Origin of the sequence: Psychromonas sp. CNPT3 (genome assembly GCF_000153405.2) — a bacterium.
Classification (GTDB): Bacteria; Pseudomonadota; Gammaproteobacteria; order Enterobacterales; family Psychromonadaceae; genus Psychromonas.
Genome location: NC_020802.1, coordinates 2142848 through 2166905, shown reverse-complemented (window position 1 = coordinate 2166905; position 24058 = coordinate 2142848). Strand labels below are relative to the sequence as shown.

At 38.7% G+C, this 24058-nt stretch carries 21 protein-coding genes and 2 tRNA genes; 20 read left to right on the top strand and 3 right to left on the bottom strand.

Going from position 1 to position 24058, the window contains the following annotated elements; genetic code table 11:
* The first annotated feature begins 97 nt into the window (after positions 1 to 97).
* The 3 genes from prfC (at position 98) to greA (ending at position 3072) form a co-directional block, all read left to right on the top strand.
* Positions 98 to 1684, top strand: coding sequence for a peptide chain release factor 3 (prfC, locus tag PCNPT3_RS09470; RefSeq protein ID WP_015465650.1), 1587 nt, complete (start codon positions 98 to 100; stop codon positions 1682 to 1684).
* A 68-nt stretch (positions 1685 to 1752) separates the two neighbouring features.
* Positions 1753 to 2526 (top strand): TatD family hydrolase, encoded by a 774-nt coding sequence (locus tag PCNPT3_RS09465; protein WP_015465649.1) that lies wholly within the window; start codon positions 1753 to 1755, stop codon positions 2524 to 2526.
* Between the two features lie 66 nt (positions 2527 to 2592).
* The gene (gene greA / locus PCNPT3_RS09460) at positions 2593 to 3072 is read left to right on the top strand and encodes a transcription elongation factor GreA (protein ID WP_015465648.1); all 480 of its coding nucleotides are present in this window, start codon (positions 2593 to 2595) and stop codon (positions 3070 to 3072) included.
* A gap of 62 nt (positions 3073 to 3134) precedes the next feature.
* Here greA and yhbY read toward each other — a convergent pair whose 3' ends face one another.
* Entirely contained in the window at positions 3135 to 3431 is a 297-nt protein-coding gene (gene yhbY / locus PCNPT3_RS09455) for a ribosome assembly RNA-binding protein YhbY (protein ID WP_015465647.1), read from the bottom strand.
* A gap of 87 nt (positions 3432 to 3518) precedes the next feature.
* Here yhbY and rlmE point away from each other — a divergent pair, with 87 nt between their 5' ends.
* From rlmE to PCNPT3_RS09390, 13 genes are all read left to right on the top strand, one after another.
* The gene (gene rlmE / locus PCNPT3_RS09450; protein WP_051043799.1) at positions 3519 to 4187 is read left to right on the top strand and encodes a 23S rRNA (uridine(2552)-2'-O)-methyltransferase RlmE; all 669 of its coding nucleotides are present in this window, start codon (positions 3519 to 3521) and stop codon (positions 4185 to 4187) included.
* 110 nt (positions 4188 to 4297) lie between these two features.
* The gene (gene ftsH / locus PCNPT3_RS09445; RefSeq protein WP_051043797.1) at positions 4298 to 6247 is read left to right on the top strand and encodes an ATP-dependent zinc metalloprotease FtsH; all 1950 of its coding nucleotides are present in this window, start codon (positions 4298 to 4300) and stop codon (positions 6245 to 6247) included.
* A 75-nt stretch (positions 6248 to 6322) separates the two neighbouring features.
* Positions 6323 to 7156, top strand: a complete 834-nt coding sequence (gene folP, locus PCNPT3_RS09440; protein WP_015465644.1) for a dihydropteroate synthase — start codon at positions 6323 to 6325, stop codon at positions 7154 to 7156.
* Positions 7157 to 7169: 13 nt separating this feature from the next.
* Positions 7170 to 8501 carry a phosphoglucosamine mutase gene (gene glmM, locus PCNPT3_RS09435; RefSeq protein WP_015465643.1) on the top strand — a complete coding sequence of 444 codons (1332 nt, stop codon included), beginning with the start codon at positions 7170 to 7172 and terminating at the stop codon, positions 8499 to 8501.
* A gap of 195 nt (positions 8502 to 8696) precedes the next feature.
* A complete protein-coding gene (gene secG, locus PCNPT3_RS09430) occupies positions 8697 to 9026 on the top strand; it encodes a preprotein translocase subunit SecG (RefSeq protein WP_015465642.1) in 330 nt (109 codons plus the stop codon).
* Between the two features lie 9 nt (positions 9027 to 9035).
* Positions 9036 to 9120 (top strand) — tRNA-Leu (locus tag PCNPT3_RS09425).
* A gap of 92 nt (positions 9121 to 9212) precedes the next feature.
* Positions 9213 to 9289: transfer RNA gene (locus PCNPT3_RS09420), tRNA-Met, on the top strand.
* 382 nt (positions 9290 to 9671) lie between these two features.
* Positions 9672 to 10130 carry a ribosome maturation factor RimP gene (gene rimP, locus PCNPT3_RS09415; RefSeq protein WP_015465641.1) on the top strand — a complete coding sequence of 153 codons (459 nt, stop codon included), beginning with the start codon at positions 9672 to 9674 and terminating at the stop codon, positions 10128 to 10130.
* 15 nt (positions 10131 to 10145) lie between these two features.
* Positions 10146 to 11648: a transcription termination factor NusA gene (nusA, locus tag PCNPT3_RS09410; RefSeq protein ID WP_015465640.1), complete on the top strand. Its 1503-nt coding sequence runs from the start codon at positions 10146 to 10148 to the stop codon at positions 11646 to 11648.
* Between the two features lie 20 nt (positions 11649 to 11668).
* Entirely contained in the window at positions 11669 to 14326 is a 2658-nt protein-coding gene (gene infB / locus PCNPT3_RS09405) for a translation initiation factor IF-2 (protein WP_015465639.1), read from the top strand.
* Between the two features lie 338 nt (positions 14327 to 14664).
* Positions 14665 to 15069 (top strand): 30S ribosome-binding factor RbfA, encoded by a 405-nt coding sequence (gene rbfA / locus PCNPT3_RS09400; RefSeq protein WP_015465638.1) that lies wholly within the window; start codon positions 14665 to 14667, stop codon positions 15067 to 15069.
* Positions 15069 to 16001: a tRNA pseudouridine(55) synthase TruB gene (gene truB / locus PCNPT3_RS09395; protein WP_015465637.1), complete on the top strand. Its 933-nt coding sequence runs from the start codon at positions 15069 to 15071 to the stop codon at positions 15999 to 16001. The genes rbfA and truB overlap by 1 nt, the downstream gene beginning before the upstream one ends.
* Before the next feature lie 25 nt (positions 16002 to 16026).
* Positions 16027 to 16236, top strand: coding sequence for a hypothetical protein (locus tag PCNPT3_RS09390; protein ID WP_015465636.1), 210 nt, complete (start codon positions 16027 to 16029; stop codon positions 16234 to 16236).
* A 651-nt stretch (positions 16237 to 16887) separates the two neighbouring features.
* Here the strand turns inward: PCNPT3_RS09390 and PCNPT3_RS09385 are convergent.
* Positions 16888 to 18195: a serine/threonine transporter gene (locus PCNPT3_RS09385; RefSeq protein WP_015465635.1), complete on the bottom strand. Its 1308-nt coding sequence runs from the start codon at positions 18193 to 18195 to the stop codon at positions 16888 to 16890.
* A gap of 522 nt (positions 18196 to 18717) precedes the next feature.
* Between PCNPT3_RS09385 and rpsO the strand changes: the two genes are divergently transcribed.
* Complete coding sequence (gene rpsO, locus PCNPT3_RS09380) at positions 18718 to 18987, top strand: 30S ribosomal protein S15 (RefSeq protein WP_015465634.1); 270 nt, start codon at positions 18718 to 18720, stop codon at positions 18985 to 18987.
* 209 nt (positions 18988 to 19196) lie between these two features.
* The gene (gene pnp, locus PCNPT3_RS09375) at positions 19197 to 21299 is read left to right on the top strand and encodes a polyribonucleotide nucleotidyltransferase (protein ID WP_015465633.1); all 2103 of its coding nucleotides are present in this window, start codon (positions 19197 to 19199) and stop codon (positions 21297 to 21299) included.
* A gap of 444 nt (positions 21300 to 21743) precedes the next feature.
* On the opposite strand, the gene PCNPT3_RS09370 is transcribed toward pnp, so the two are convergent.
* Positions 21744 to 21935, bottom strand: a complete 192-nt coding sequence (locus tag PCNPT3_RS09370) for a hypothetical protein (protein ID WP_041771292.1) — start codon at positions 21933 to 21935, stop codon at positions 21744 to 21746.
* A gap of 379 nt (positions 21936 to 22314) precedes the next feature.
* On the opposite strand from PCNPT3_RS09370, the gene PCNPT3_RS09365 reads away from it, so the two are divergent.
* Both PCNPT3_RS09365 and PCNPT3_RS09360 read left to right on the top strand, forming a co-directional pair.
* Complete coding sequence (locus PCNPT3_RS09365; RefSeq protein WP_015465632.1) at positions 22315 to 23082, top strand: ABC transporter ATP-binding protein; 768 nt, start codon at positions 22315 to 22317, stop codon at positions 23080 to 23082.
* A 129-nt stretch (positions 23083 to 23211) separates the two neighbouring features.
* The gene (locus PCNPT3_RS09360; protein ID WP_015465631.1) at positions 23212 to 24003 is read left to right on the top strand and encodes an ABC transporter substrate-binding protein; all 792 of its coding nucleotides are present in this window, start codon (positions 23212 to 23214) and stop codon (positions 24001 to 24003) included.
* Positions 24004 to 24058 lie beyond the last annotated feature (55 nt).

The following is a 24058-nucleotide window of genomic DNA, read 5'->3' as shown; positions in this document are numbered from 1 at the left end:
GAGATGCATTAATAAGCCGATTTTGCTTACTGTGGGCAACAGAGGTATAATACGTCCTCGCTTTTTAAGCTGTCTTATACTTTTGGAAAACCATACCATGGCCGACGCTAAATTTTTAGAAGCCGTCAACAGTCGACGTACCTTCGCTATTATTTCTCACCCAGATGCGGGTAAAACAACGATCACTGAAAAAGTGTTACTTTTTGGTAATGCTTTGCAAAAAGCGGGTACCGTAAAAGGTAAAAAATCGGGACAGCATGCCAAATCGGATTGGATGGAAATAGAAAAAGAGCGTGGTATTTCAATCACGACGTCAGTGATGCAGTTTCCTTACAAAGATTGTGTTGTTAATTTACTTGATACTCCGGGCCATGAAGATTTCTCTGAAGATACTTACCGCACATTAACGGCCGTTGATTCTTGTTTAATGGTGATTGATTCTGCTAAAGGGGTTGAGCAACGTACGATAAAGCTAATGGAAGTGACGCGCTTACGTGATACACCCATTATTACTTTTATGAACAAGTGTGATCGAGATATTCGAGATCCTATCGATTTGATGGATGAAGTTGAAGACGTATTAAACATCGCTTGTGCACCGATCACATGGCCTATCGGTATGGGTAAAGAATTTAAAGGTGTATATCATCTTATCAATGATGAAGTTATTTTATATTCAACAGGTCAAGGTCATACTATTCAAGAGAGCCGTATAATTAAAGGTTTACATAATCCTGAATTAGACGATCTTTTACCATTACATATCGATATTTTACGTGATGAGATGGAGCTTGTATTGGGCGCGTCTAACAAGTTTGATTTAGACCTGTTTTTGAGTGGTGAGTTGACCCCCGTTTATTTTGGAACTGCATTAGGTAATTTTGGTGTGGATCATGTATTAGATGGTTTAACAAAATGGGCGCCTAAACCCTTATCACGCGTTACTAAGCAACGTATTGTCGAGCCAACGGAAGAAGTGTTTTCTGGCTTTATTTTTAAAATTCAAGCAAATATGGATCCTAAACATCGAGATCGTATCGCTTTTATGCGAATTTGTTCTGGTAAGTATGAAAAAGGCATGAAAATGCTGCATGTCCGTACGGGTAAAAAAATGAGTATTACAGATGCTGTGACCTTTATGGCTGGCGATCGTAGTACGACAGAAGAGTCATATTCGGGTGATATTATTGGCTTGCATAATCATGGCACAATTCAAATTGGTGATGCATTCACGTTAGGTGAAGAGTTGAAATTTACGGGGATCCCTAATTTTGCACCGGAAATGTTCCGCCGTATTCGTTTAAAAGATCCTTTAAAACAAAAACAATTATTAAAAGGTTTAATGCAACTTTCTGAAGAAGGGGCAGTACAAGTTTTCCGTCCTTTACGCAGTAATGATTTAATCGTTGGCGCAGTTGGTGTGTTGCAATTTGAAGTGGTCGTACAGCGTTTAAAATCAGAATATAAAGTGGATGCTATTTATGAAGGGATTGGTGTGGCAACGGCGCTTTGGGTAGACAGCGACGACACCCAAAAAATGGCAGAGTTTGAGAAAAAGGCATATGATAATTTAGCCTTAGATGGCAGTAACAATTTAACGTATGTTGCGCCGACAATGATAAATCTAAATCTTGCAATTGAACGTTATCCGGAAATTAACTTCCGTAAAACACGCGAGCACTAAGAGGAACGCCCAACGTGATGTTGGGCTTTTTTTTAGCTTTGTTTTATATGATATAAAGAGGCATGAATATGTTCATAGATAGCCATTGCCATCTTGATTTTAATTGTTTTAGCAAAAGCCTTTTGACGCTTTTAAATAAATTGCAGAAAAAAGAAATAACCAAAGTGCTTATTCCTGGCACACAAGCCAATGCTTGGGAGCAACTTGCTCAGCTCTCACAAAAGCATGAGATTATTTATTATGCATTGGGCTTGCATCCGCATTTTTTACATACCTATGAAGCAGGTGATCTGCTTAAGTTAAAAATACTTTTAAAAGAAGCCCCTAAAAAATGCGTCGCCCTTGGCGAAATTGGTTTAGATAAATTTGCAACGGCCACATCCCTTGAGCAAGAAACGATTTTTAGAGAGCAATTACAATTAGCAGAAAAATTTAAATTGCCTATCATCCTGCATTGCGTAAAAAAACAGGGCAGGGTATTAGAGATATTAAAATCGAGTCATTTTTCTCAAGGTGGTGTTTACCATGGATTTTCTGGCAGTCTCGAGGTTGCTAATGAATTTATCTCGTTGGGTTTTAAATTAGGGATTGGTGGGCTGATAACAAATCCAAAGGCGAAAAAAATACGTGAGTGCGTCGCGCATTTACCTTTAACGTCTTTTGTATTAGAGACCGATGCTCCGGATATGCTTTTATATCAGCAAAAAGAAAGTATCAACACGCCTTTAAGTATTATTCCTATTTTCGAGTGTATAAATAATCTACGTAATGAAGGCAAATATAGTATTAGTACACAACTTTATAAAAATACGTTAGCAATTTTCCCCAAAATCGGTGACTAAATATAAAAACCAGCGTAAAATGTAACTCTTTTAAAGTAGATAAAAACCGACATAAGGTGATTTTTAATGGTTCAATATCCAATGACAGCAACAGGTGCTGCAGCGTTACGTAAAGAGCTTGAGCGGTTAAAAAATGAAACTCGGCCTCGAATTGTTGCCGCAATTGCAGAAGCGCGTGAGCATGGTGATTTGAAAGAAAATGCGGAATATCACGCTGCAAGAGAGCAACAAGGATTTTGTGAAGGGCGTATTCAAGATATCGAAGCAAAACTTTCTCATGCACAAATTATAGATATCAATAAATTAGCGAATAACGGTAGAGTGATATTTGGAACGACTGTGACCATTGTTAATGTAGAAACGGATGAGGAAGTCACTTATAAAATAGTGGGTGATGATGAATCTGATATTAAATTAAATCTGATCTCAGTGAACTCACCGATTGCGCGTGGTTTGATAGGTAAGATGGTTGATGATGAATTAACGATCCAAACACCCGGTGGTGCTATTGAATATGAAATCATCAATGTTCAATATATTGCTTAGTACGAAAAAATAAAAACAAAAAAGCCCAGTATGACTGGGCTTTTTTATATTTCAAAAGTGTATTACTTACGAGGTAATTCCACTTTGTTCTCTTCGCTTTGACGGTATAAAACAACAACATGACCAATTTTGGTAATATTAATTGCTTCTGTTTCACGTACAATTGCATCGATGATTAATTGTTTCGTTTCACGATCGTCTGTTGCGATTTTTACTTTGATAAGTTCATGAAAACTAAGTGCGTTTTCAATTTCAGCGAGTACGCCTTCTGTTAAGCCATTTTGTCCAAGTAAGACAATCGGTTTAAGAGAATGGGCCAAGCTTTTCAGGTGCTTCTTTTGTTTATTTGATAAGTTCATACAAATTCTTTTATTTAAGGTTGAAAATAGGGCATTCTACCCTTAAATATTATACTTTACTATTTATAAAGGTGCAGGAAAAATTTAATGGGTAAAAAAGTTAATTCAGGGAATAATGCCCCTGGTGTTTTGAAAAAAAGTAGTTCGGGTAGCTCTAAGCGTTGGATGCAGGAGCATGTTAATGATTTTTATGTAAAAGAAGCAAATAGATTGGGCCTACGCTCACGTGCTGTTTTTAAATTAGACGAAATTAATAAGAAAGATAAGCTGATCCGATCTGGTATGACAGTCGTGGATTTAGGCGCAGCCCCTGGGAGTTGGTCGCAATGGTGTGTGGATACCGTTGGTTCACGCGGTAAAGTCATTGCGTGTGATATTTTAGCCATGGACTCGATTGCAGGTGTTGATTTTTTACAAGGCGATTTTCGAGATGAAGCGGTTTTACATGCATTATTGAAACGTATCGGCCCCCATAAATTGGATGTGGTGCTATCAGATATGTCGCCTAACATGAGTGGTAATGCGGCCATGGATCAGCCTAAATCGATGTATTTAGTCGAACTGGCACTTGAAATGTGCTCTGATGTCTTAAAAAAAGACGGTAGTTTTATTGTAAAGGTGTTTATGGGCGCTGATTTTGATACCTTTATGAAGGAAGTTAAAAAACGATTTAACGTCGTAAAAACGCGTAAACCAGATTCATCTCGTGCACGCTCTCGAGAAGTGTATCTAGTGGCGACAGGTTTTAAAGCGTGATGCAAAAAATGTCATATTATGGCGAAATATATAGTAGCGACTCTTTTTAAACTGTAGTAGTCTATAGTTGAATTTTATTTATTAATTACGAGGTTTACATCTTGAACGACATGGCAAAAAACCTGATATTGTGGTTGGTGATCGCAGTAGTCTTAATGTCTTTATTCCAAGGTTTTGGATCAGATAGTACTAAGCAATCCGCAATGGATTACACCACTTTTGTAAAAGAAGTAAGCCAAGGCCAGATCCAACAAGTTAAAATCGATGGCCCCGTGATCAGTGGTATAAAAAGCAATCAAAGTGAGTTTGTGACTTATATACCGGCACCGGATTTAGATTTACTTAATGATTTAATCAAAAACAATGTAAAAGTAGAAGGTCAAGCACCGGAAGAAACCAGTTTCTTAGCCTCTATATTTGTTTCTTGGTTCCCGATGCTTCTTCTTATCGGTGTTTGGGTCTTCTTTATGCGTAATATGCAAGGTGGCGGTAAAGGTGGCGCTATGTCATTTGGTAAGAGTAAAGCCAAATTGATGGGTGAAGACCAAATCAAAACGACGTTTGCAGATGTTGCAGGTTGTGATGAAGCCAAAGAGGACGTGAAAGAATTAGTTGATTACTTAAAAGATTCAACAAAATTCCAACGACTTGGTGGGCGTATTCCAACTGGCGTATTATTAGTGGGTCCTCCTGGAACAGGTAAAACATTACTTGCAAAAGCAATTGCAGGTGAAGCTAAAGTACCTTTCTTTGCAATATCGGGATCTGATTTTGTTGAAATGTTCGTCGGTGTCGGTGCATCTCGTGTGCGTGACATGTTTGAACAAGCTAAAAAATCAGCGCCATGTATTATCTTTATCGATGAAATTGATGCGGTTGGCCGTCAACGTGGCTCAGGCATGGGTGGCGGTAATGATGAACGTGAGCAAACGTTAAACCAATTATTGGTTGAAATGGATGGTTTTGAAGGCAATGAAGGCGTGATTGTCATTGCAGCTACAAATAGACCAGACGTTTTAGATGCAGCGCTACTGCGCCCAGGACGTTTTGATCGCCAAGTTATGGTGGCATTACCGGACGTACGTGGACGTGAACAAATTCTTAATGTACATATGCGTAAAGTACCATTGGCTGACGATGTGAAATCTAAAATATTAGCACGTGGCACACCGGGTTTTTCAGGTGCAGATTTAGCGAATTTAGTGAATGAAGCTGCATTATTTGCCGCCCGTGGTAATAAACGTGTGATCAATAGTGATGATTTCGAGCAAGCTCGCGATAAAATCCTGATGGGTGCAGAGCGTCGTAGTTTAGTGATGCGTGAAGAAGACAAAGAGTCGACTGCATATCATGAAGCGGGACATGCTATTGTGGCGCGATTAGTGCCAAAACATCACCCTATTCATAAAGTGACTATCATCCCTCGTGGACGCTCACTAGGTGTGACACAATTTTTACCAGAAGGTGACCAAATTAGCCAAAACCGTTTAGAGCTGGAAAGTAGTATTTCAGTCGCATATGGTGGCCGAATTGCAGAAGAGCTTATTTACGGTAAAGATAGAGTTTCAACTGGCGCGTCACAAGATATTAAACAAGCGTCTTCGATTGCACGTGCAATGGTAACGGAATGGGGTTTCTCTGAAAAATTAGGTCCTATTTTATTAATAGCTGAGCCGAACTCATTACGTTCAAATACTATTTCATCTGAGACGGGTAAAATCATTGATGATGAAGTAAAAGCCTTTGTTGAAGTTAACTATGCGCGCGCTTATAAATACTTAGCGGATAATCTTGATATTTTACATGCAATGAAAGATGCGTTAATGAAATATGAAACGATTGATGCGCATCAGGTAGATGATTTGATGCAACGCATTACAGTGCGTGCGCCTGTCGATTGGAACGATGACGTAGAAATTAAAGATCAAGATGCAGAGTCTTCTGACGAAGAGACTGTTAAAGATGAGCCGATAAAAAATAGCGAAGCAGAAAAAGAGGCTGAGCCTCAGAAAAATGAAAGTACAGGCGCAGACGACCAAAAAGATGGTGATAAACAATAAGTCTAAGCTCCGTAAAAAAAACCTAAGCTTGGCTTAGGTTTTTTTTTATGTGTGCATAAAAGAAGTAGAAATAATATGTGGTTAAGAAGTGGAGAGAAGGGGCTTGATTTAAGTGTTGCTCAGGTCATGGGGATTTTAAATGTAACACCCGACTCCTTTTCTGATGGCGGTAAGTTTAAGCAACTCGATACGGCTCTAAAGCGAGCGCTTGAAATGGTTGAACAAGGCGCAACTATTATTGATGTGGGTGGCGAATCGACTCGCCCTGGTGCGCCAGATGTAAGTGTCGATGAAGAATTAGCACGCGTCGTGCCTATTATTGAAAAAATCAAAGAATACAGCGACTGTTGGATATCTATTGATACCAGTAAAGCCCCTGTGATGCTTGCTAGCGTGCAAGCGGGCGCTTCGATGATCAATGATGTATGTGCGTTACAAAACGCCGGTGCTCTGCAAGCGGCTGCTGACGCCAATGTACCGGTCTGTTTAATGCACATGCAAGGCGCGCCGAGAACAATGCAAAGTGCACCTCGCTATGCTAATCTGTGCCTAGATGTAAAAACGTTTTTAGAACAACGTGTTGAGGCTTGTTTGCAGGCAGGTATAAAAAAAGATCATATTATTCTAGATTTAGGTTTTGGTTTTGGTAAAACAATGGATCATAATTTTGCTTTACTCAATGCAACACATGAATTTGTGGCATTAGGCTATCCCGTATTGACAGGGTTATCTCGAAAATCCATGTTTGCTCAATTATTAAATCGTCCATTATCTGAACGTTTAGCCGCTAGCCTTGCTGGGGCAATGATTGCTGTGCAACAAGGCTCTAAAATAATACGTGTTCACGATGTAAGTGCGACGATGGATGTCATTAACGTTTTAAATAAAGTTAACTCTTTTAATAAATAAGAAGAAGATAAGCATGGAAAAAAAATATTTCGGTACGGATGGTATTCGCGGCAAAGTTGGTGAATCATGGATCACACCTGAATTTGCACTTAAGTTAGGTTGGGCTGCTGGGCGCGTTCTTGCAAAGTCAGGGACTAAAAAAGTCTTGATTGGTAAAGATCCGCGTATATCAGGTTATATGCTTGAAGCAGCCTTACAAGCGGGCCTAACGGCCGCCGGTTTACGCCCGGTATTGCTTGGCCCTATGCCAACACCTGCGGTCGCTTATTTAACGCATACATTCAGGGCCGCTGCCGGAATCGTTATTAGTGCGTCGCATAATCCATATTATGACAATGGTATTAAATTCTTTAATGCGCAAGGTACTAAATTATCTGAGCAAGTAGAGCTTGAAATTGAAGCTGAAATTGAAAAAGAATTAAAATGTGTGCCATCGAGTGAGTTAGGTAAAGCTTACCGTATTGATGATGCAGCAGGGCGTTATATTGAATTTTGTAAAAGTACTTTTCCCACACAACAGAGCTTAGACGGCTTTAAAATCGTTGTTGATTGCGCCAATGGTGCAACCTATCATATTGCGCCACTCGTACTTAATGAATTAGGGGCGGAGGTTATCGCCATGGGCGTTGAGCCTGATGGTGTGAATATTAACCTGAATTGTGGTGCGACGAGCATGCAGGCTATTTCTGAGCGCGTCGTACAAGAAAAAGCAGATTTTGGTATCGCGTATGATGGTGATGGCGATCGCGTGATGATGGTTGATCATACGGGATATATTCTCGATGGTGATGAGTTACTTTATATTATTGCGCGTGATAAATTACGTAATGGTACATTACAAGGTGGCGTTGTTGGCACTAAAATGTCGAATTTAGGTTTAGAGCTTGCACTTAAAGAATTAGGGATCCCTTTTGAGCGTAGTGATGTGGGCGATCGTCATGTGATGGAGCTTATGAAGAAAAATAACTGGTCTATTGGGGCTGAAAATTCAGGGCATGTTATTTGCTCTGAATATTTAGAAACAGGCGATGGAATAGTCTCTGGCTTACAAGTCATTGCAGCGATGAAAAGTAGCCGTTTAACGCTAAATGAATTGCGTCAAGGGATGCACAAGTTCCCTCAGGTCATGCTAAACATTCGCTTTAATAGTGATATTGACCCTTTACAAGATGAAGACGTGCTCGCAGAGCAAGCTCGTATTCAAACGCTACTAGCGGGTAAAGGGCGAGTATTATTACGAAAATCAGGGACTGAGCCCGTTTTTAGAGTGATGGTAGAGTCTGATGAATCGCAAGAAGTGGTGCATGGTTATGCACAAGCAATTGCAGATAAAGTAAAAGTTTAATTGTGTCAATAAAAGCTAATTAATGCTCTTTAATTAGCTTTTTGTTTGAAAATTATGCACTTGGGGCATAAAATACTGAAAGTTTTGAAATTATGGTGTTATTTACTTGTAGTTCTCTTTGCTTTTGAGTATTATCAGCGCGCTTCCTTAGGGAGCTTAATGTAAATACTTTTGGAAATTATCGGGTATATTCTTATGTATGAAATGCTATTAGTTGTTTATTTGATTGTTGCTGTTATCTTAATTGGGTTTGTTTTGATCCAACAAGGTAAGGGTGCTGGTATGGGTGCTTCATTTGGCTCTGGTGCATCAAACACAGTATTCGGTGCAAGTGGCGCTGGTAACTTTATGACTCGTACCACTGCGGTATTAGCCATTGTTTTCTTCATCTTAAGTTTAGCATTAGGAAACTTATCTACCAATAAAGTTTCTAATGATGACGTTTTTTCAGACTTAACGATTGAAAAAGTAGTTGATGCTCCTGTTGTAATTGAAGTTGATAAATCAACTGAAATTCCAGAGTAAGTAAATAAAGCGGATATGGTGGAATTGGTAGACACGCAGCCTTGAGGGGGCTGTGGCTTAGGCCGTGAGAGTTCAAGTCTCTCTATCCGCACCAAATTAATGTAATGTTGACATTTTTGAATTGCCTCAGTTGAATAATATAGATATAATGTCGGCGTTAGATAGGCTTAGCCTAAACAGTACAGACGCGAGATGGAGCAGTTTGGTAGCTCGTCGGGCTCATAACCCGAAGGTCGTAGGTTCGAATCCTGCTCTCGCAACCACATTAAAGTGTCGGTTTTAGTAATAAAGCCTGCGAAGGTAGTTGATGAAAGTCCTGCTCTCGCAACCACATTAAAGTGTTGGTTTTAATAAGAAAGCTCTCGAGCTCAACTCTTAATAAAGCCTGCGAAGGTAGTTGATGAAAATCCTACTCTCGTAACTACATTCGATGTTGTATTTCCAATCGCAACATCTTGTTCATTTAATGAACAAACCGAATGAAGCTCCAATTTATTGGGGCTTTTTTGTTTTTTGAAAATAGGAAAATTTTCCTGTTTGTCTTAACACACTGTTTTTTAATAAATAGTTGTTGTTAATTTAATAGGGCTAAAGGCCCTTTTTTCGTTTCATTGCCCAGAGCCTGGGTCTAAAAAGGGGATAAATTTGGCAAGTTTAGAACAACGTTTAACTGATATGTTCACACCAAGTGTTGAAGATTTAGGTTATGAGCTAGTAGGGATTGAGTATACTCGCGCTGGAAAACATTCAATATTGCGTGTTTACATTGATCAAGAAGCGGGTATTTTAGTTGATGACTGTGCAGCAGTAAGTCGTCAAATCAGTGCATTAATGGATGTAGAAGATCCAATCACCAATGAATATACATTAGAAGTTTCCTCTCCTGGTTTAGAGCGTCCTCTTTTTAGTGCTACACATTACCAAGCCTTTGTTGGCTCTAAAGTAAAAATTCAATTGCGTATGCCAATACAAAACCGTCGCAGATGGAAAGGCATGATTGAAAGTGTAGAGGGTGAAATTATTAGTGTGAATGTTGATGGAACGCTTGAGCGTTTTGCATTAAGCAATATTCAAAAAGCGAATATTGTTCCAAAATTTGATTAATTAAGGCGATGAAAAATGAATAATAAAGAGATTTTATTGGTCGTAGAGGCTGTCTCTAATGAAAAAGGCCTTCCTCGTGAGGCCATTTTTGAAGCATTAGAAAGCGCGCTTGCCATTGCTACAAAAAAGAAATACGAAATGGAGATCGAAGTTCGTGTTGAAATCGATCGTGAAACAGGTACGTTTGAAACATTTCGTCGCTGGTTAGTCCTTGCTCCTGATGCAGAAATGGAAAATTCATGTGCTGAAATGACTTATGAAGCAGCGGTATACGATCAACCTGAAATACAAATTGGTGAATTCATCGAAGATGATATTCCATCGGTTACGTTTGATCGCATCACAACTCAAACTGCGAAGCAAGTTATCGTGCAAAAAGTACGTGAAGCTGAGCGCGCACAAGTAGTAGAGCAATACATTGAGCAAAAAGGTGAATTGGTAACTGGCGTTGTAAAACGCATGACCCGTGACAGTATTTTACTTGATTTAGGTGGTAATGCAGAAGCGGTTATTTTCCGTGATGAAATGCTACCTCGTGAAAATTTCCGTCCAGGCGACAGATTACGTGGACTTTTATATGATGTACGCCCAGAAGCTCGTGGCGCTCAATTATTTATGACGCGTACACAACCAGAAATGCTAATTGAACTTTTCCGTCTTGAAGTGCCAGAAATTGCAGAAGAGATGATTGATTTGATGGCTGCCGCTCGAGATCCTGGTTCGCGTGCAAAAATAGCTGTAAAATCAAATGACCAACGTATTGACCCAATTGGTGCGTGTGTTGGTATGCGTGGCGCTCGTGTTCAAGCTATCTCAAGTGAGTTAGGTGGTGAGCGTGTTGATATTATCCTATGGGATGATAATTCAGCTCAGTTTGCTATTAATGCAATGTCACCAGCGGAAGTTGTTTCAATTGTTGTTGATGAAGATTCTCACAGCATGGACATTGCTGTTGAAGAAGAAAATTTAGCACAAGCGATAGGCCGTAATGGTCAAAACATTCGTTTAGCATCACAGCTTACTGGCTGGGAATTAAACGTAATGACAGTCGCGCAGCTACAAGAAAAACATCAGGCTGAAGCGGATAGCGTTATCGGCGTATTTACAAAAGCATTAGAAATTGATGCAGACTTCGCTGCGGTATTAGTAGATGAAGGCTTTACATCTCTTGAAGAAATTGCTTATGTGCCTGTCACTGAATTATTAGAGATAGATGGCCTTGATGAAAATATGGTCGATGAGCTACGTACACGCGCTAAGAATGTTTTAGCAACGAAAGCGTTAGCGGCTGAAGAGAATATTGAAGGAGCAAAACCTGCTGAAGACCTGCTTGCATTAGAGGGCTTAGACGCACATCTTGCATATGTATTTGCTAGTAAAGGCATTATTACACTTGAAGATCTTGCAGAACAAGCGGTTGATGACCTGATTGATATTGAAGAATTAAACGAAGAAAAAGCCGGTACGCTTATTATGGCTGCCCGTAACATCTGTTGGTTCAGTAACGAAACTGAATAAGCACAGATAGGAGAAAAATTATGTCAGATATTTTATTACAAGATCTTGCAAAAGAGTTAAACAAGTCTGCGGATGCATTAGTTACACAATTTAATGCTGCGGGCATCAACAAAAAAGCGACTGATAAAGTCTCTTTAAAAGAAAAAGAAGCATTAACAACTTACCTGCAAAAACAGCACGGTGGAGAAGTTAAGAAAAAAATGACGTTACAGCGTAAAACTAAAACGACATTAAACGTTAAAGGTCAAGCTAAAGCGGTTAATGTTGAAGTACGTAAAAAACGCACTTACGTTAAACGTACTGACACTGAAATTCAAGCGGTAAAAGAAGCTGAACTTGCAGAGCAAGCTGCTGAAGTGACAAAACGCCAAGTTGAATTAGATACTGAATTAGAATCTAAAAAAATGGCTGCAGAGAAACTACAAGCAGAAAAACTAGCAGCGAAAAAAATCATGGACGAAAAAGCGAAAAAGGCAGCAATGGCCAATAAAGAAAAGCAAAATGCGCAGAAAGTTGAAAAAACACCTGAGCAAATAAAAGTGGATAAAGAATCTGCTGCCATACTTAAAAAAGCAGATATTCAAGCGAAAGAAAAAGCTGAAAAAGAAGCCGGTGAGCAAGCTGAAATTGCTAAGAAATTAGCGGAAGAAAACTCAGTGCGCTGGGATAAAGAAGAAGCTGAACGTAAAAAAGCAGCCTCTGAGCAAGATTATCATGTGACGTCATCAGCAGCTGCTCAAGAAGCAGAAGATGCATCAGATACAAAAGCGGAAGGTGTTGTTACTAACCGTCGGAAGAAAAAGAAAAAAGCACAACAAGCACAGCAGCCAACACATGGTCGTCGTGGTCGTCGTGGTAGAAAATCACACGTTGCAACCCCTGCTGCATTACAACAAGCATTTGAGAAACCAGTTGCTAAAGTTGAGCGTGATGTGAAAATTGGTGAAACCATCTCTGTTGCTGAGCTTGCTAACAAAATGGCTGTTAAAGCGGTTGAAGTTATCAAAGTAATGATGAAAATGGGTGCTATGGCAACCATTAACCAAATTATTGACCAAGAAACTGCAACAATAGTAGCAGAAGAAATGGGTCATAAAGTTATTCTTACGAAAGAGAATGAACTTGAAGAAGCGGTACTTGCAGATGCAAAAGATACCGATGGTATTAAAACGTCTCGTGCACCTGTAGTAACTATCATGGGTCACGTAGATCATGGTAAAACATCTCTACTTGATTATATTCGTCGCGCTAAAGTTGCGGATAGTGAAGCCGGTGGTATTACCCAGCATATTGGTGCTTACCATGTGCAAACAGATAAAGGCGCTATCACGTTCTTAGATACTCCAGGACATGCTGCCTTTACATCAATGCGTTCTCGTGGTGCAAAATCAACAGATATCGTTATCTTAGTGGTAGCGGCTGATGATGGTGTTATGCCACAAACAATCGAAGCTATCCAGCATGCTAAAGCTGCTAAAGTGCCATTGATTGTTGCCGTTAATAAAATCGATAAAGAAGGCGCGGATCTTGATCGCGTAAAAACTGAACTTTCTCATCATGACATCATCTCTGAAGAATGGGGTGGCGAAAACATCTTTGCAAATGTTTCAGCGAAATTCGGTACTGGTATTGATGAGTTACTTGACTGCATTTTATTACAAGCTGAAATGTTAGATTTAGAAGCGGTCGCTGTCGGTCCTGCATCGGGTGTTGTTATCGAATCTCGTCTAGATAAAGGACGTGGCCCTGTTGCAACTATCCTTATTCAAGATGGTGAGCTTAAACAAGGTGATATCGTATTATGTGGTCTTGAATATGGCCGTGTACGTGCAATGCGCAATGAAAAAGGTGAAACTATTACATCTGCGGGTCCATCGATTCCAGTTGAAGTATTAGGCCTTTCTGGTGTACCTCTTGCTGGTGATGAAGCGACTGTTGTACGTGATGAGAAAAAAGCACGTGAAGTAGCATTGTACCGTCAAGGTAAATTCCGTGATATTAAACTTGCTCGTCAACAAAAATCGAAACTAGATAACATGTTTATGAACATGGAAGCTGGCGAAATCTCTGAACTTAACATCGTATTAAAAGCAGATGTACAAGGTTCATTAGAGGCGATTTCTGATTCATTGAATAAACTTTCTACTGATGAAGTGAAAGTAAATATCATTGGTCGTGGTGTTGGTGGAATTACAGAAACTGATGCATCTCTTGCTTCTGCTTCTGGCGCAATTGTTATCGGCTTTAATGTACGTGCGGATGCATCTGCTCGTAAATTAATTGATAATGAAGCGGTTGATTTACGTTATTACAGCATTATCTATGACCTAATTGATGAAGTGCGCGCTGCCATGAGTGGTTTACTTGCTCCTGAATTTAGACAAGAAATCATTGGTCTTGCGGATGTTCGTGAAGTTTTCAAATCACCAAAAATTGGTGCAATTGCCGGTTGTATGGTTGTTGAAGGTCTTATCAAACGTAACAACCCAATTCGTGTGTTACGTGAAAACATCGTAATTTATGAAGGTGTTCTTGAGTCATTACGTCGCTTTAAAGACGATGCACAAGAAGTCCGTAACGGTATGGAATGTGGTATCGGCGTTAAAAACTACAATGACGTACGCGTAGGCGATCAAATTGAAGTATTTGAAATTGTTGAAGTTAAACGTACTCTTTAATTTTAATATCGCATAAAACAAAGAATGGAGGCTGATGCCTCCTTTCTTATACCAATGGAATTAATTTAGTTTTCATGTATTGCGCAGGAAAAATTAGCACTAGTAAGGCGTGAGTTGCAGGAGATAGTTATTCTCACTTCAAAACTTACAACACTGCTAGGGATAATTTTAACAAGTAAGACGGATCACTTCTTTAGTTCCTTTGGTATTATATATAATAATACCTATTTAATGACAATCAAATTGGTGTGCTCACTGAGCTTTGATATTTGGTATTAAGTAGAAAATCTATTAGGCTTAAGTCGTAATAGATAAAATGATGAACAAGGACATAAAAAATGGCAAAAGAATATAGCCGTACATCGCGTGTATCACAACAAGTTCAAAAAGAACTGGCGCGTATACTACAACAAGAAGTAAAAGATCCGCGTATTGGCATGGTGACTGTTTCGGGTGTTGATATCACACGTGATCTTGCTTACGCAAAAGTATTTGTTACTTTTCTTACCATTGGTGACCAAACTAATGATGAATCACTTGAAGGTTTAAACTCAGCTGCCGGTTATATTCGCCGTTTACTGGGCAAAGCGATGCGTTTACGTATTGTGCCTGAAGTACGCTTTTGTTTTGATGAAACATTAACAGAAGGCTTACGTCTTTCTGAGCTCGTAAGTGGCGCAGTGAAAAAAGATAAAGAAAAGTTCTTAGCTGCTGGCCGTGACGAAAACGAGGATGATGCATAATGGCAAGACGCGGGAAAGGTCGTTCTATTAATGGGATTCTTTTACTTGATAAACCCACTGATATTAGCTCAAATCATGCATTGCAACGTGTTAAACGTATATTCTTTGCTAATAAAGCAGGGCATACGGGCGCGTTAGATCCTTTGGCAACCGGTATGTTGCCTATTTGTTTGGGTGAAGCGACTAAATTTTCGCAATTTTTATTAGAGTCAGATAAACGTTACATTGTGACCGCAACATTGGGTGTGAGAACAACAACCAGTGATTCACAGGGTGATGTGGTTTGTGAGAAAGACGTTAATGTGACTCAGGAGCAGCTTGATGTTGCTTTGGATACTTTTCGTGGAACAACAAAACAAGTTCCATCTATGTATTCGGCTTTAAAGTTCGAAGGTAAACCGTTGTACAAGTATGCACGTGAAGGCATCACTATTGATCGTCCGGCACGTTCTATCACGGTTTATGAACTCAATCAATTACGTTTTGAAAATAATGAAATTGACTTAGATATTCATGTGAGTAAAGGCACTTATATCCGCACTATCGTTGATGATTTGGGTGAGTTACTTGGATGTGGGGCGCATGTTTCTATGTTACGTCGTACACAAGTTGCTGATTATCCTTATGATCGCATGGTCACTATTGAGCAACTCGATACGTTAATTGAACAAGCCAAAGCAGAAGATATTAGCCCGTATACTTTATTAGATGCACTATTATTAGATATGGATACCGCGGTAAAAAAATACCCTGAAGTTAATATTTCAGAGGTCATGGCCGATTATATTTTACATGGTCAACCGGTACAGGTTTCAGGTGCACCCGATGATACATTAGTACGCATTACTGTGGGTGAAGCACATACTTTTATCGGTATGGGGCAAATGAATGAAGATGGATTAATTGCGCCTAAACGCTTGGTTAATCTTTAAATTTCATTAAAAAAAGAGGTCGAAAATGCCTAAACTCGATTTTTCAGCGATCAATAAGTCTTCGGCTAAATCGTATCATGCGCAAAAGAATATGATCAAAAACATTGGTAAAGGACGCACTGTATTATGTCCGACTTGTCAGCAAGTCTTGACCCTTTGTGTTTCTGCCAATAATACGACGGGAGTGAGTTGTGTGCAGGGTTGTACGTCAATTTCTCTTGAAGTAGAAGCGTAAACGCTTTAATTTAATCTAATGATCATTTTAAAAGCGCCACAGTTAATTCTGTGGCGCTTTTTTTGTTTTAATGGTTAGTTGGGTGCCATGCTTGAATAAGAGCGCTTAGCGATGATACGGGCTGTAAATTTACATGTATTTATCAGTTACTTACTCGAGCACCAATACAAAGTGCAACATGAAGGTTCTGTAACCCATCCGGAGAGTTGTCACTCTGCTCTAAAAGACAAGCTGAGTGTAAATATTTTCTATGTTGTAACGCCTGCATTTAACTCTCTATATTTTCATCTTCACACTGAATTTCCCCTCATCATGACTTCCTGCATTTTTGAATGATAATCGGTATAGAGGTCGTCTTCTTCTTTGCGTTATGAGTCATGAGGATAGGTGGTTTATGTACACGCTTTATGTGAATGTTATGAATGCTTAAACAATACTTAATTTACTAGGTGGCGTATTTCCTAGTGAGAGAGTAAAAAGAAAATAACTAGGATGAAACACTGAGTTATTAGTGTGATTTTAAGGTTTTAAATAAATGACAGATGTTTAGTAATGGGAGCAGTACTGTGGGAGGGGAAGATAGAAGAATGATATTTGTAGATAAAAAACTTAACGCGAACGGCGCCACGTTAAGTTTTTTGGGTAATATTTTTAAGCTAGTTTGAAAACTAATGCAGAAATAGCAACAAAGCCCATAAAGGTAATAAAGATATTACTTAATGCGCCTTGATATTTAGCCATTGCAGGTACGCGTTTTACTGCATACATAGGCATTAAGAAAAGAATAGTGGCAATGATTGGACCGCCTAAGCTTTCGATCATATCTAAGATGCTTGGGTTTAAGATGGCAACTCCCCATAAAGTAAGCAGGAAGAAAACCACAGTAAATTTGTTGATTTTTTTCATGTTAGGCGTTTTACCCATACTTCTGATTTGCTTTTCGATAATACCATTTAAGCCTTCACGTGCACCTAAGTAGTGACCAAAGAAAGAAGAAACAATAGCAACAAAAGCAACAATAGGGCCACAGTAAGAAATAATTGGGCTTTCATGAATGTTGGCTAAGTAAGATAAAATCGGTAAATTTTGCGCTTTTGCATCGGCAAGCATTTCAGGTGTTAAGCTTAAAACAACTGAAAATACAAAGAACATGACGAAACCTAATAGCATTGCTGAGGTGCGTTTTAAAATAGCATCTGATTTTTGTACTGCATCTTTTCCGTATTGTTCGCGTTGTTTACCGGCAAAAGTACTGATAGCAGGAGAGTGATTAAACGCAAATACGAGCACCGGAATAGTAAGCCAAAGTGTACTAGAAAAAGTACCTAAATCTGGGATATTGGTTATAGATGAAAAGTTCCATTCAGGGATCAAAAAGAGAGATAAACCAAAGAGAATAAAGACTAAAGGATAAACCAGAAATTGGGTGATTTTCATCATTAATTTTTCACCCGTGATCATGATAGACATCATGCCTGCGATCAACACAATAGAAAGTAACCAACGTGCCGGTGCTTCCATGTTGAGTTGATGTACCATAAAGCTCTCTACTGTATTGGTAACACTCACGCCATAAATCAATAAAATAGGGTAGATAGCAAAAAAGTAAAGTAAGGTGATTAATTTACCGGCTCCCATACCAAAATGTTCTTCAACGACATCTGTAATGTCTGCATTTGGATTATTTGAAGATAAAACAAAACGCGCCAAGTTACGATGCGCCCAATAAATCATCGGTCCAACAAGCAAAGCCATAACGACTAATGGCCAAAAACCACCGAGACCTGCATTAATAGGCAAAAATAGGATCCCAGCACCAACAGCAGTTCCAAATAAACTCAGTACCCATGTGGTATCTGCTTTATTCCATCGTTCAACACTTAATTTCTCGTTGTTATCGATTGTTGGAGGGGTTATTTCGGGAGTAAATTCTGGTGTGGTGCTTGTTTCTTGATTCATTATTAAATACCTGTAAACACGTCACCCTGAAAGATTAGAGGTGTAACATGTGCTATATGGACCTCTAATGCAATTCCGTTTGTACTAAAAGTTAATCAATTTTAAATTTTTAATAAGATGACGAGCAAACTAGTCGTATGATGGTAATTAATGTCTATTAAAAATCAAAATAATAGAGTTATTTAACCCTATATATAAAGTGGAGTATATAACTTTGGAAGCGCCTTGTGCACTACCTTTAATAAAAAGAAAAAGAAGTTTTTTGGATCACATTTTATTCGCTTTAAGGTTGTATTAAATTTTTTTATAAGAACTGCGTTTTTCGTCAAAACCTATATGTCATGCAGGTTGCAGAGGTTGTTTTTTAACCAAAAAACGTCTAAAAGTAGTTGATGAAAAATAGATATTGCTTAATCGCGTTGTTATCAGTAAACTTCGCCATTCACTTTATCGCTGAATTAGTGATCGGCGATAATAATTTAAATAGGTTATTCACATAACCACAAAATATCGGAGTATGTTATGTCACTAAGTGCAGAGCAGAAAGCTGAAATCGTAGCAAAATTTGGTCGTAAAGAGGGTGATACTGGTTCACCAGAAGTTCAAGTTGCATTGTACACTGTACAAATCAACCACTTACAAGGTCACTTTAAAAAGCACATTCACGATCATCACAGCCGTCGTGGTTTACTACGCATGGTTTCACAACGTCGTAAATTGCTTGACTACTTAAAGCGTAAAAATGTTGTTTCATACACAGCATTAATTGCAGAATTAGGTCTACGTCGTTAATCTCGACTTAAATCGCATAAAAAAAAAGAGCCTTTTGGCTCTTTTTTTGTATCTGCTTATTATCGCATGCGTTATTGATGTTACATTTTTGTACTGCTGTTAACAAAAGCCTTTTTTTTAGAGATTAAGTATTTTTAATCTCAATGAATAACGTATACTGTGGACGCGATAAAAAGCATAAAGAATATAAATTAAATAAAGGAAAAAAAATGACTCCTATTGTAAAAAGTTTTCAGTATGGTGAGCATACAGTTACCCTAGAAACAGGTGTAATGGCTCGTCAAGCTACCGCTGCCGTTATGTGTAGTATGGATGATACTTGTGTATTTGTATCTGTTGTTGGTAAACAAGCAACAGACGAAGAGCGTGATTTTTTCCCGCTAACAGTTAATTACCAAGAAAAAACATATGCAGCGGGTAAAATTCCGGGTGGTTTCTTCAAACGTGAAGGCCGTCCAAGTGAAGAAGAAACATTGATTTCACGTCTTATTGACCGCCCAGTACGTCCTCTTTTCCCAGCGGGTTTTAAAAACGAAGTCCAAGTGATTGCAACAGTGGTCTCTATTAACCCTGAAATTAATCCTGATATCGTAGCAATGATTGCAACGTCTGCAGCACTTTCTATCTCTGGCATGCCATTTAATGGCCCAATTGGTTGTGCTCGTGTTGGTTATATTGATGGACAATACCTTCTTAACCCAACTAAAACTGAATTAGAAGCAAGTGATCTTAACTTAGTTGTTTCTGGTACTGAAAATGCAGTATTAATGGTTGAATCTGAAGCCGGCATTTTAAGTGAAGATGTTATGCTTGGCGCTGTTGTTTATGGACATGAACAACAACAAGTTGTTGTCAGTGCAATCAATGAATTTGCAGCTGAAGTAGCTCGTCCTAAATGGGATTGGTCTGCACCAGTTCGCAATGACGCATTAGACGCTTTAATTGCAACTGAAGCACAATCACGCATTGAAGAAGCATACCAAATTAGTGATAAAGGCGATCGTTATGACGCACTTAAAATTATCACTTCTGAAGTAAAAGAAAAATTATTAGCTGCTGACGAAACACTAGAAGCTAAGCAAATCGGTGAATACTTACACGATTTAGAAAAAACAGTAGTACGTACACGTATTATTAAAGGTGAGCCTCGTATTGATGGACGTGATCCTGAAAGTGTTCGTGCACTTGACGTACGTACTGGCGTATTGCCACGTACACATGGTTCAGCACTCTTTACACGTGGTGAAACACAAGCATTGGTTACTGCGACATTAGGTACGCAACGTGATGCACAAATCATTGATAGTTTGATGGGTGAGAAAAAAGATCACTTCTTACTACATTACAACTTCCCTCCATACTGTGTAGGTGAAACTGGTTTTGTTGGTTCTCCTAAACGTCGTGAAATTGGTCATGGTCGTCTTGCTAAACGCGGTGTTTTAGCGGTTATGCCTGATCTTGAAGAATTCCCATACACAGTACGTGTTGTTTCTGAAATTACAGAATCAAATGGTTCATCTTCAATGGCTTCTGTTTGTGGCGCATCTCTTGCGTTAATGGATGCTGGTGTTCCACTTAAAGCGTCTGTTGCGGGTATCGCAATGGGTCTTGTTAAAGAAGGCGACGAATTCGTTGTTCTTTCTGACATCTTAGGTGATGAAGATCATCTTGGTGATATGGACTTTAAAGTGGCGGGTACCTCTGAAGGTATTACGGCATTACAAATGGATATCAAAATTGAAGGTATCACTAAAGAGATCATGCAAATTGCATTAAACCAAGCGAAAGCTGCGCGTTTACATATCTTATCTGTGATGGATGAAGCGATTTCTGAAGGTCGTGCTGATATTTCTGAATTTGCACCGCGTATTCATACTATCAAAATCCCAACGGATAAAATCCGTGACGTTATTGGTAAAGGCGGCGCAACTATCCGTGCTCTTTGTGAAGAAACGGGTACAACGATTGAAATCGAAGATGATGGTACTGTTAAAATTGCAGCAACATCAGCAGAGCAAGCTGAAGATGCTATCAACCGTATTAAAACATTAACGGCTGAAGTTGAAGTAGGTACGATTTACACTGGTAAAGTGGTACGTCTAGCTGATTTTGGTGCTTTCGTTAACATTCTTCCTGGTAAAGATGGTTTAGTACATATCTCACAAATCTGTGAAGAGCGTGTACAGAAAGTATCTGATTACTTGAAAGAAGGTCAAGAAGTTAAAGTGAAAGTACTTGAAGTTGATCGTCAAGGTCGCGTACGTTTAAGTATTAAAGAAGCAGCTGAAAAGAAAGATGCACCTGTAGCTTAATGCATTAACCTATTAGAACTGATTTAAAGCAAGCTTCGGCTTGCTTTTTTATTGCCTATAAAAGGAGAAATACTTTTAATTGTATCTGCGCGCGATCCGTACGACTTGACCTGTGACATAATACGTATCCTCATCATATGAAAATACTCCTCAGCCATTTTTTAATTTTTATCTTTACCGCCATATTATCTCTCTATGCTTTATCTAGCGCTTGCTTAGATAACCGTTCATATATATCTATCTGATCGTTATTCCCTTTTTATTGTCTGTAGGCAGCATGCGCTCTTTAATAGAACGACTGCAGGGCTGTACGTCTTATTTGGGTGTTATTGATATGTTGGGTTATAAAATAGGGTATAGAGCCCTCTTATTTCATTTTTGCCTTAGAGCGACGTCCAATTTTGTTTGCGGATAATACATCTTGGAGGCTCAGAGGCTTCGATATTATTTATCATACAAAAATGCGTTAATATCCTCCTTATCTTCTTTTTCTACCCCTAAAGTAAAGTGCATAACATTGCATTTTAAAATAAAGTCAAAAACAAAGTCTGTAAAAATAAGGTCTATAAAAGATTTGTTGTTTTGTGTTTGATCCTCTCTAAAAACAGGTAAACATCTGATTGTTGTGATTTTCATTAAAATGATATCGAATAGATAATTCCAGATGTAAATTATTTAAAATACAACATAAAAATAAACGCGTTGATAACAAAGGGTTTTTATTCTATTTTTTTGGCTGTGTATTCGTTTGTTAAATTCAGAGTATCAGTCTTATCATTAAGAAACATGATTTTATGATAAGTTTTTTAATGATAATTCTTTTTGTGATCCACCTTTAAAGTGTAAATAAATAATAAAAAATAAATCTTTATTGGTTTATTTGTTTTAAAGGCTTGTTTTCTACTCTTTATTATTGAATACTTATTCACGGATTATAAGTAGATATGCACTTTCTCGTTTTGCTAACGAGAAAGTGCATCAATGTTTACGTTTAGATAAAAAGCGAATTTTAATTATGCCCATAGCGACGTTAAAAATAAAAAACCTGCATAAGTCATTTGCAGATCATGAGGTGTTAAAAGGCATTAATCTTGATGCTTATCAAGGCGATGTTATCTCTATTTTGGGGGCATCGGGATCGGGTAAAAGTACGTTGTTACGCTGTATTAACCTTTTAGAGACACCCTCATCGGGTGAAATATATGTGAAAGGTGAATTAATCGAAATGCGTGAAGATAAAAATGCGGGGCCGGTTGCCGTTTCCATAAAACAAGTTCAGCGTCTTCGTTCGCGCTTAGCAATGGTTTTTCAAGGCTTTAATTTATGGTCGCATATGACGGCGCTAGAAAACGTGATTGAAGCACCGATACATGTTTTGGGGGTGCCTAAAAAAGAGGCCATTATGAAAGCGGAAGAAATCTTACATCGAGTGGGACTCTATGAGCGTAAAGATTATTTTCCAGGACAACTCTCGGGAGGACAACAACAACGCGTCGCGATAGCTCGTGCACTGGCGGTTGAGCCTGAAGTCATGCTTTTTGATGAACCCACTTCGGCATTAGATCCTGAATTAGTTGGAGACGTGTTAAATGTGATGCGAGATCTGGCCGATGAAGGCCGCACGATGTTGGTCGTGACCCACGAAATGGCGTTTGCACGAGAAGTATCAAGTAAGGTTATTTTTTTACATCAAGGGGTCATAGAAGAGCAGGGTAAACCTGAGATCATTTTTGAGAATCCATCCTCAGTACGTTTTAAACAATTTATATCATCTGTTTACTAATCGAAAAATGAAATGAAGGCTGGTTTTATAGTACATATTTTAGTCAGATAAATAGGCAGTACATCAACTACTGTGATGTTTTATCACGGTTATTTATAACGCATAACTTATATTTAAAAAGGATAGTAAATGAAAAAAATACACATATCTCTGGCACATGTGCTGGTTGCTTTATTCGTATTATCAGTCAATGTTGTACAGGCCAAAGAGTGGAAAGAGATCCGAGTAGGGGTTGAAGGTGCTTATCCACCTTTTGCTATCACTGAAGCGGATGGCAGTGTGAGTGGGTTCGATATTGATTTAACCAATGCATTGTGTGAAAAGATGAACGCTAAATGTACTTATATCAAACAAGACTGGGATGGCATTATTCCTGCGTTATTAGCGCGTAAATTTGATGCCATTATTGCGACGATGGATATCACCGAAGCGCGACTTAAAAAAGTAGCGTTTACGGATAAATATCAGCATATTCCGGCACGATTTGTGGCACTAAAAGGCACGCTATACGAAGAAACAAATGCATTTATGTCAGGTAAAAAAATAGGTGTACAACGTGCAAGTTCGATGGATACTTATGTTTCAGATAATTATCCAGATGCAAAAATAATGCGTTATGGCTCTGCCAATGATGCTTATTTGGATTTAAAATCAGGACGTTTAAATTATGTATTAGCTGACTCAGCTGCGATTACGGATGGCTTGTTGGGTAAGAAGGGTGGCGATAAATTTAATTTTGTAGGCCCTAAACTTAACGATCCGAAGTGGTTTGGCGAAGGTGCGGGTATTGCTATTCGTAAACAAGATAAAGATCTTGTAGAGCAGTTTAACCGTGCGATAGAAGCCGTACGTGCAGATGGAACTTATCAGAAAATACAAGATAAATACTTTAGTTTTGATATCTATGGTAGCGCGCAATAATCGATTCACTAAGCCGTAAAAATTAATTTTTACGGCTTTAGCAATAAGAAAACGT

Bases quoted from the DNA above. Each gene is read 5' to 3' on its own strand.
- yhbY (WP_015465647.1), bottom strand. From the start codon at position 3,431: ATGAACTTATCAAATAAACAAAAGAAGCACCTGAAAAGCTTGGCCCAT.
- nusA (WP_015465640.1), top strand. From the start codon at position 10,146: ATGAATAATAAAGAGATTTTATTGGTCGTAGAGGCTGTCTCTAATGAA.
- PCNPT3_RS09385 (WP_015465635.1), bottom strand. From the start codon at position 18,195: ATGAATCAAGAAACAAGCACCACACCAGAATTTACTCCCGAAATAACC.
- prfC (WP_015465650.1), top strand. From the start codon at position 98: ATGGCCGACGCTAAATTTTTAGAAGCCGTCAACAGTCGACGTACCTTC.
- folP (WP_015465644.1), top strand. From the start codon at position 6,323: ATGTGGTTAAGAAGTGGAGAGAAGGGGCTTGATTTAAGTGTTGCTCAG.
- glmM (WP_015465643.1), top strand. From the start codon at position 7,170: ATGGAAAAAAAATATTTCGGTACGGATGGTATTCGCGGCAAAGTTGGT.
- rbfA (WP_015465638.1), top strand. From the start codon at position 14,665: ATGGCAAAAGAATATAGCCGTACATCGCGTGTATCACAACAAGTTCAA.
- PCNPT3_RS09360 (WP_015465631.1), top strand. From the start codon at position 23,212: ATGAAAAAAATACACATATCTCTGGCACATGTGCTGGTTGCTTTATTC.
- secG (WP_015465642.1), top strand. From the start codon at position 8,697: ATGTATGAAATGCTATTAGTTGTTTATTTGATTGTTGCTGTTATCTTA.
- infB (WP_015465639.1), top strand. From the start codon at position 11,669: ATGTCAGATATTTTATTACAAGATCTTGCAAAAGAGTTAAACAAGTCT.
- PCNPT3_RS09390 (WP_015465636.1), top strand. From the start codon at position 16,027: ATGCCTAAACTCGATTTTTCAGCGATCAATAAGTCTTCGGCTAAATCG.
- greA (WP_015465648.1), top strand. From the start codon at position 2,593: ATGGTTCAATATCCAATGACAGCAACAGGTGCTGCAGCGTTACGTAAA.
- rpsO (WP_015465634.1), top strand. From the start codon at position 18,718: ATGTCACTAAGTGCAGAGCAGAAAGCTGAAATCGTAGCAAAATTTGGT.
- PCNPT3_RS09370 (WP_041771292.1), bottom strand. From the start codon at position 21,935: ATGAAAATCACAACAATCAGATGTTTACCTGTTTTTAGAGAGGATCAA.
- rlmE (WP_051043799.1), top strand. From the start codon at position 3,519: ATGGGTAAAAAAGTTAATTCAGGGAATAATGCCCCTGGTGTTTTGAAA.
- ftsH (WP_051043797.1), top strand. From the start codon at position 4,298: ATGGCAAAAAACCTGATATTGTGGTTGGTGATCGCAGTAGTCTTAATG.
- truB (WP_015465637.1), top strand. From the start codon at position 15,069: ATGGCAAGACGCGGGAAAGGTCGTTCTATTAATGGGATTCTTTTACTT.
- pnp (WP_015465633.1), top strand. From the start codon at position 19,197: ATGACTCCTATTGTAAAAAGTTTTCAGTATGGTGAGCATACAGTTACC.
- PCNPT3_RS09465 (WP_015465649.1), top strand. From the start codon at position 1,753: ATGTTCATAGATAGCCATTGCCATCTTGATTTTAATTGTTTTAGCAAA.
- PCNPT3_RS09365 (WP_015465632.1), top strand. From the start codon at position 22,315: ATGCCCATAGCGACGTTAAAAATAAAAAACCTGCATAAGTCATTTGCA.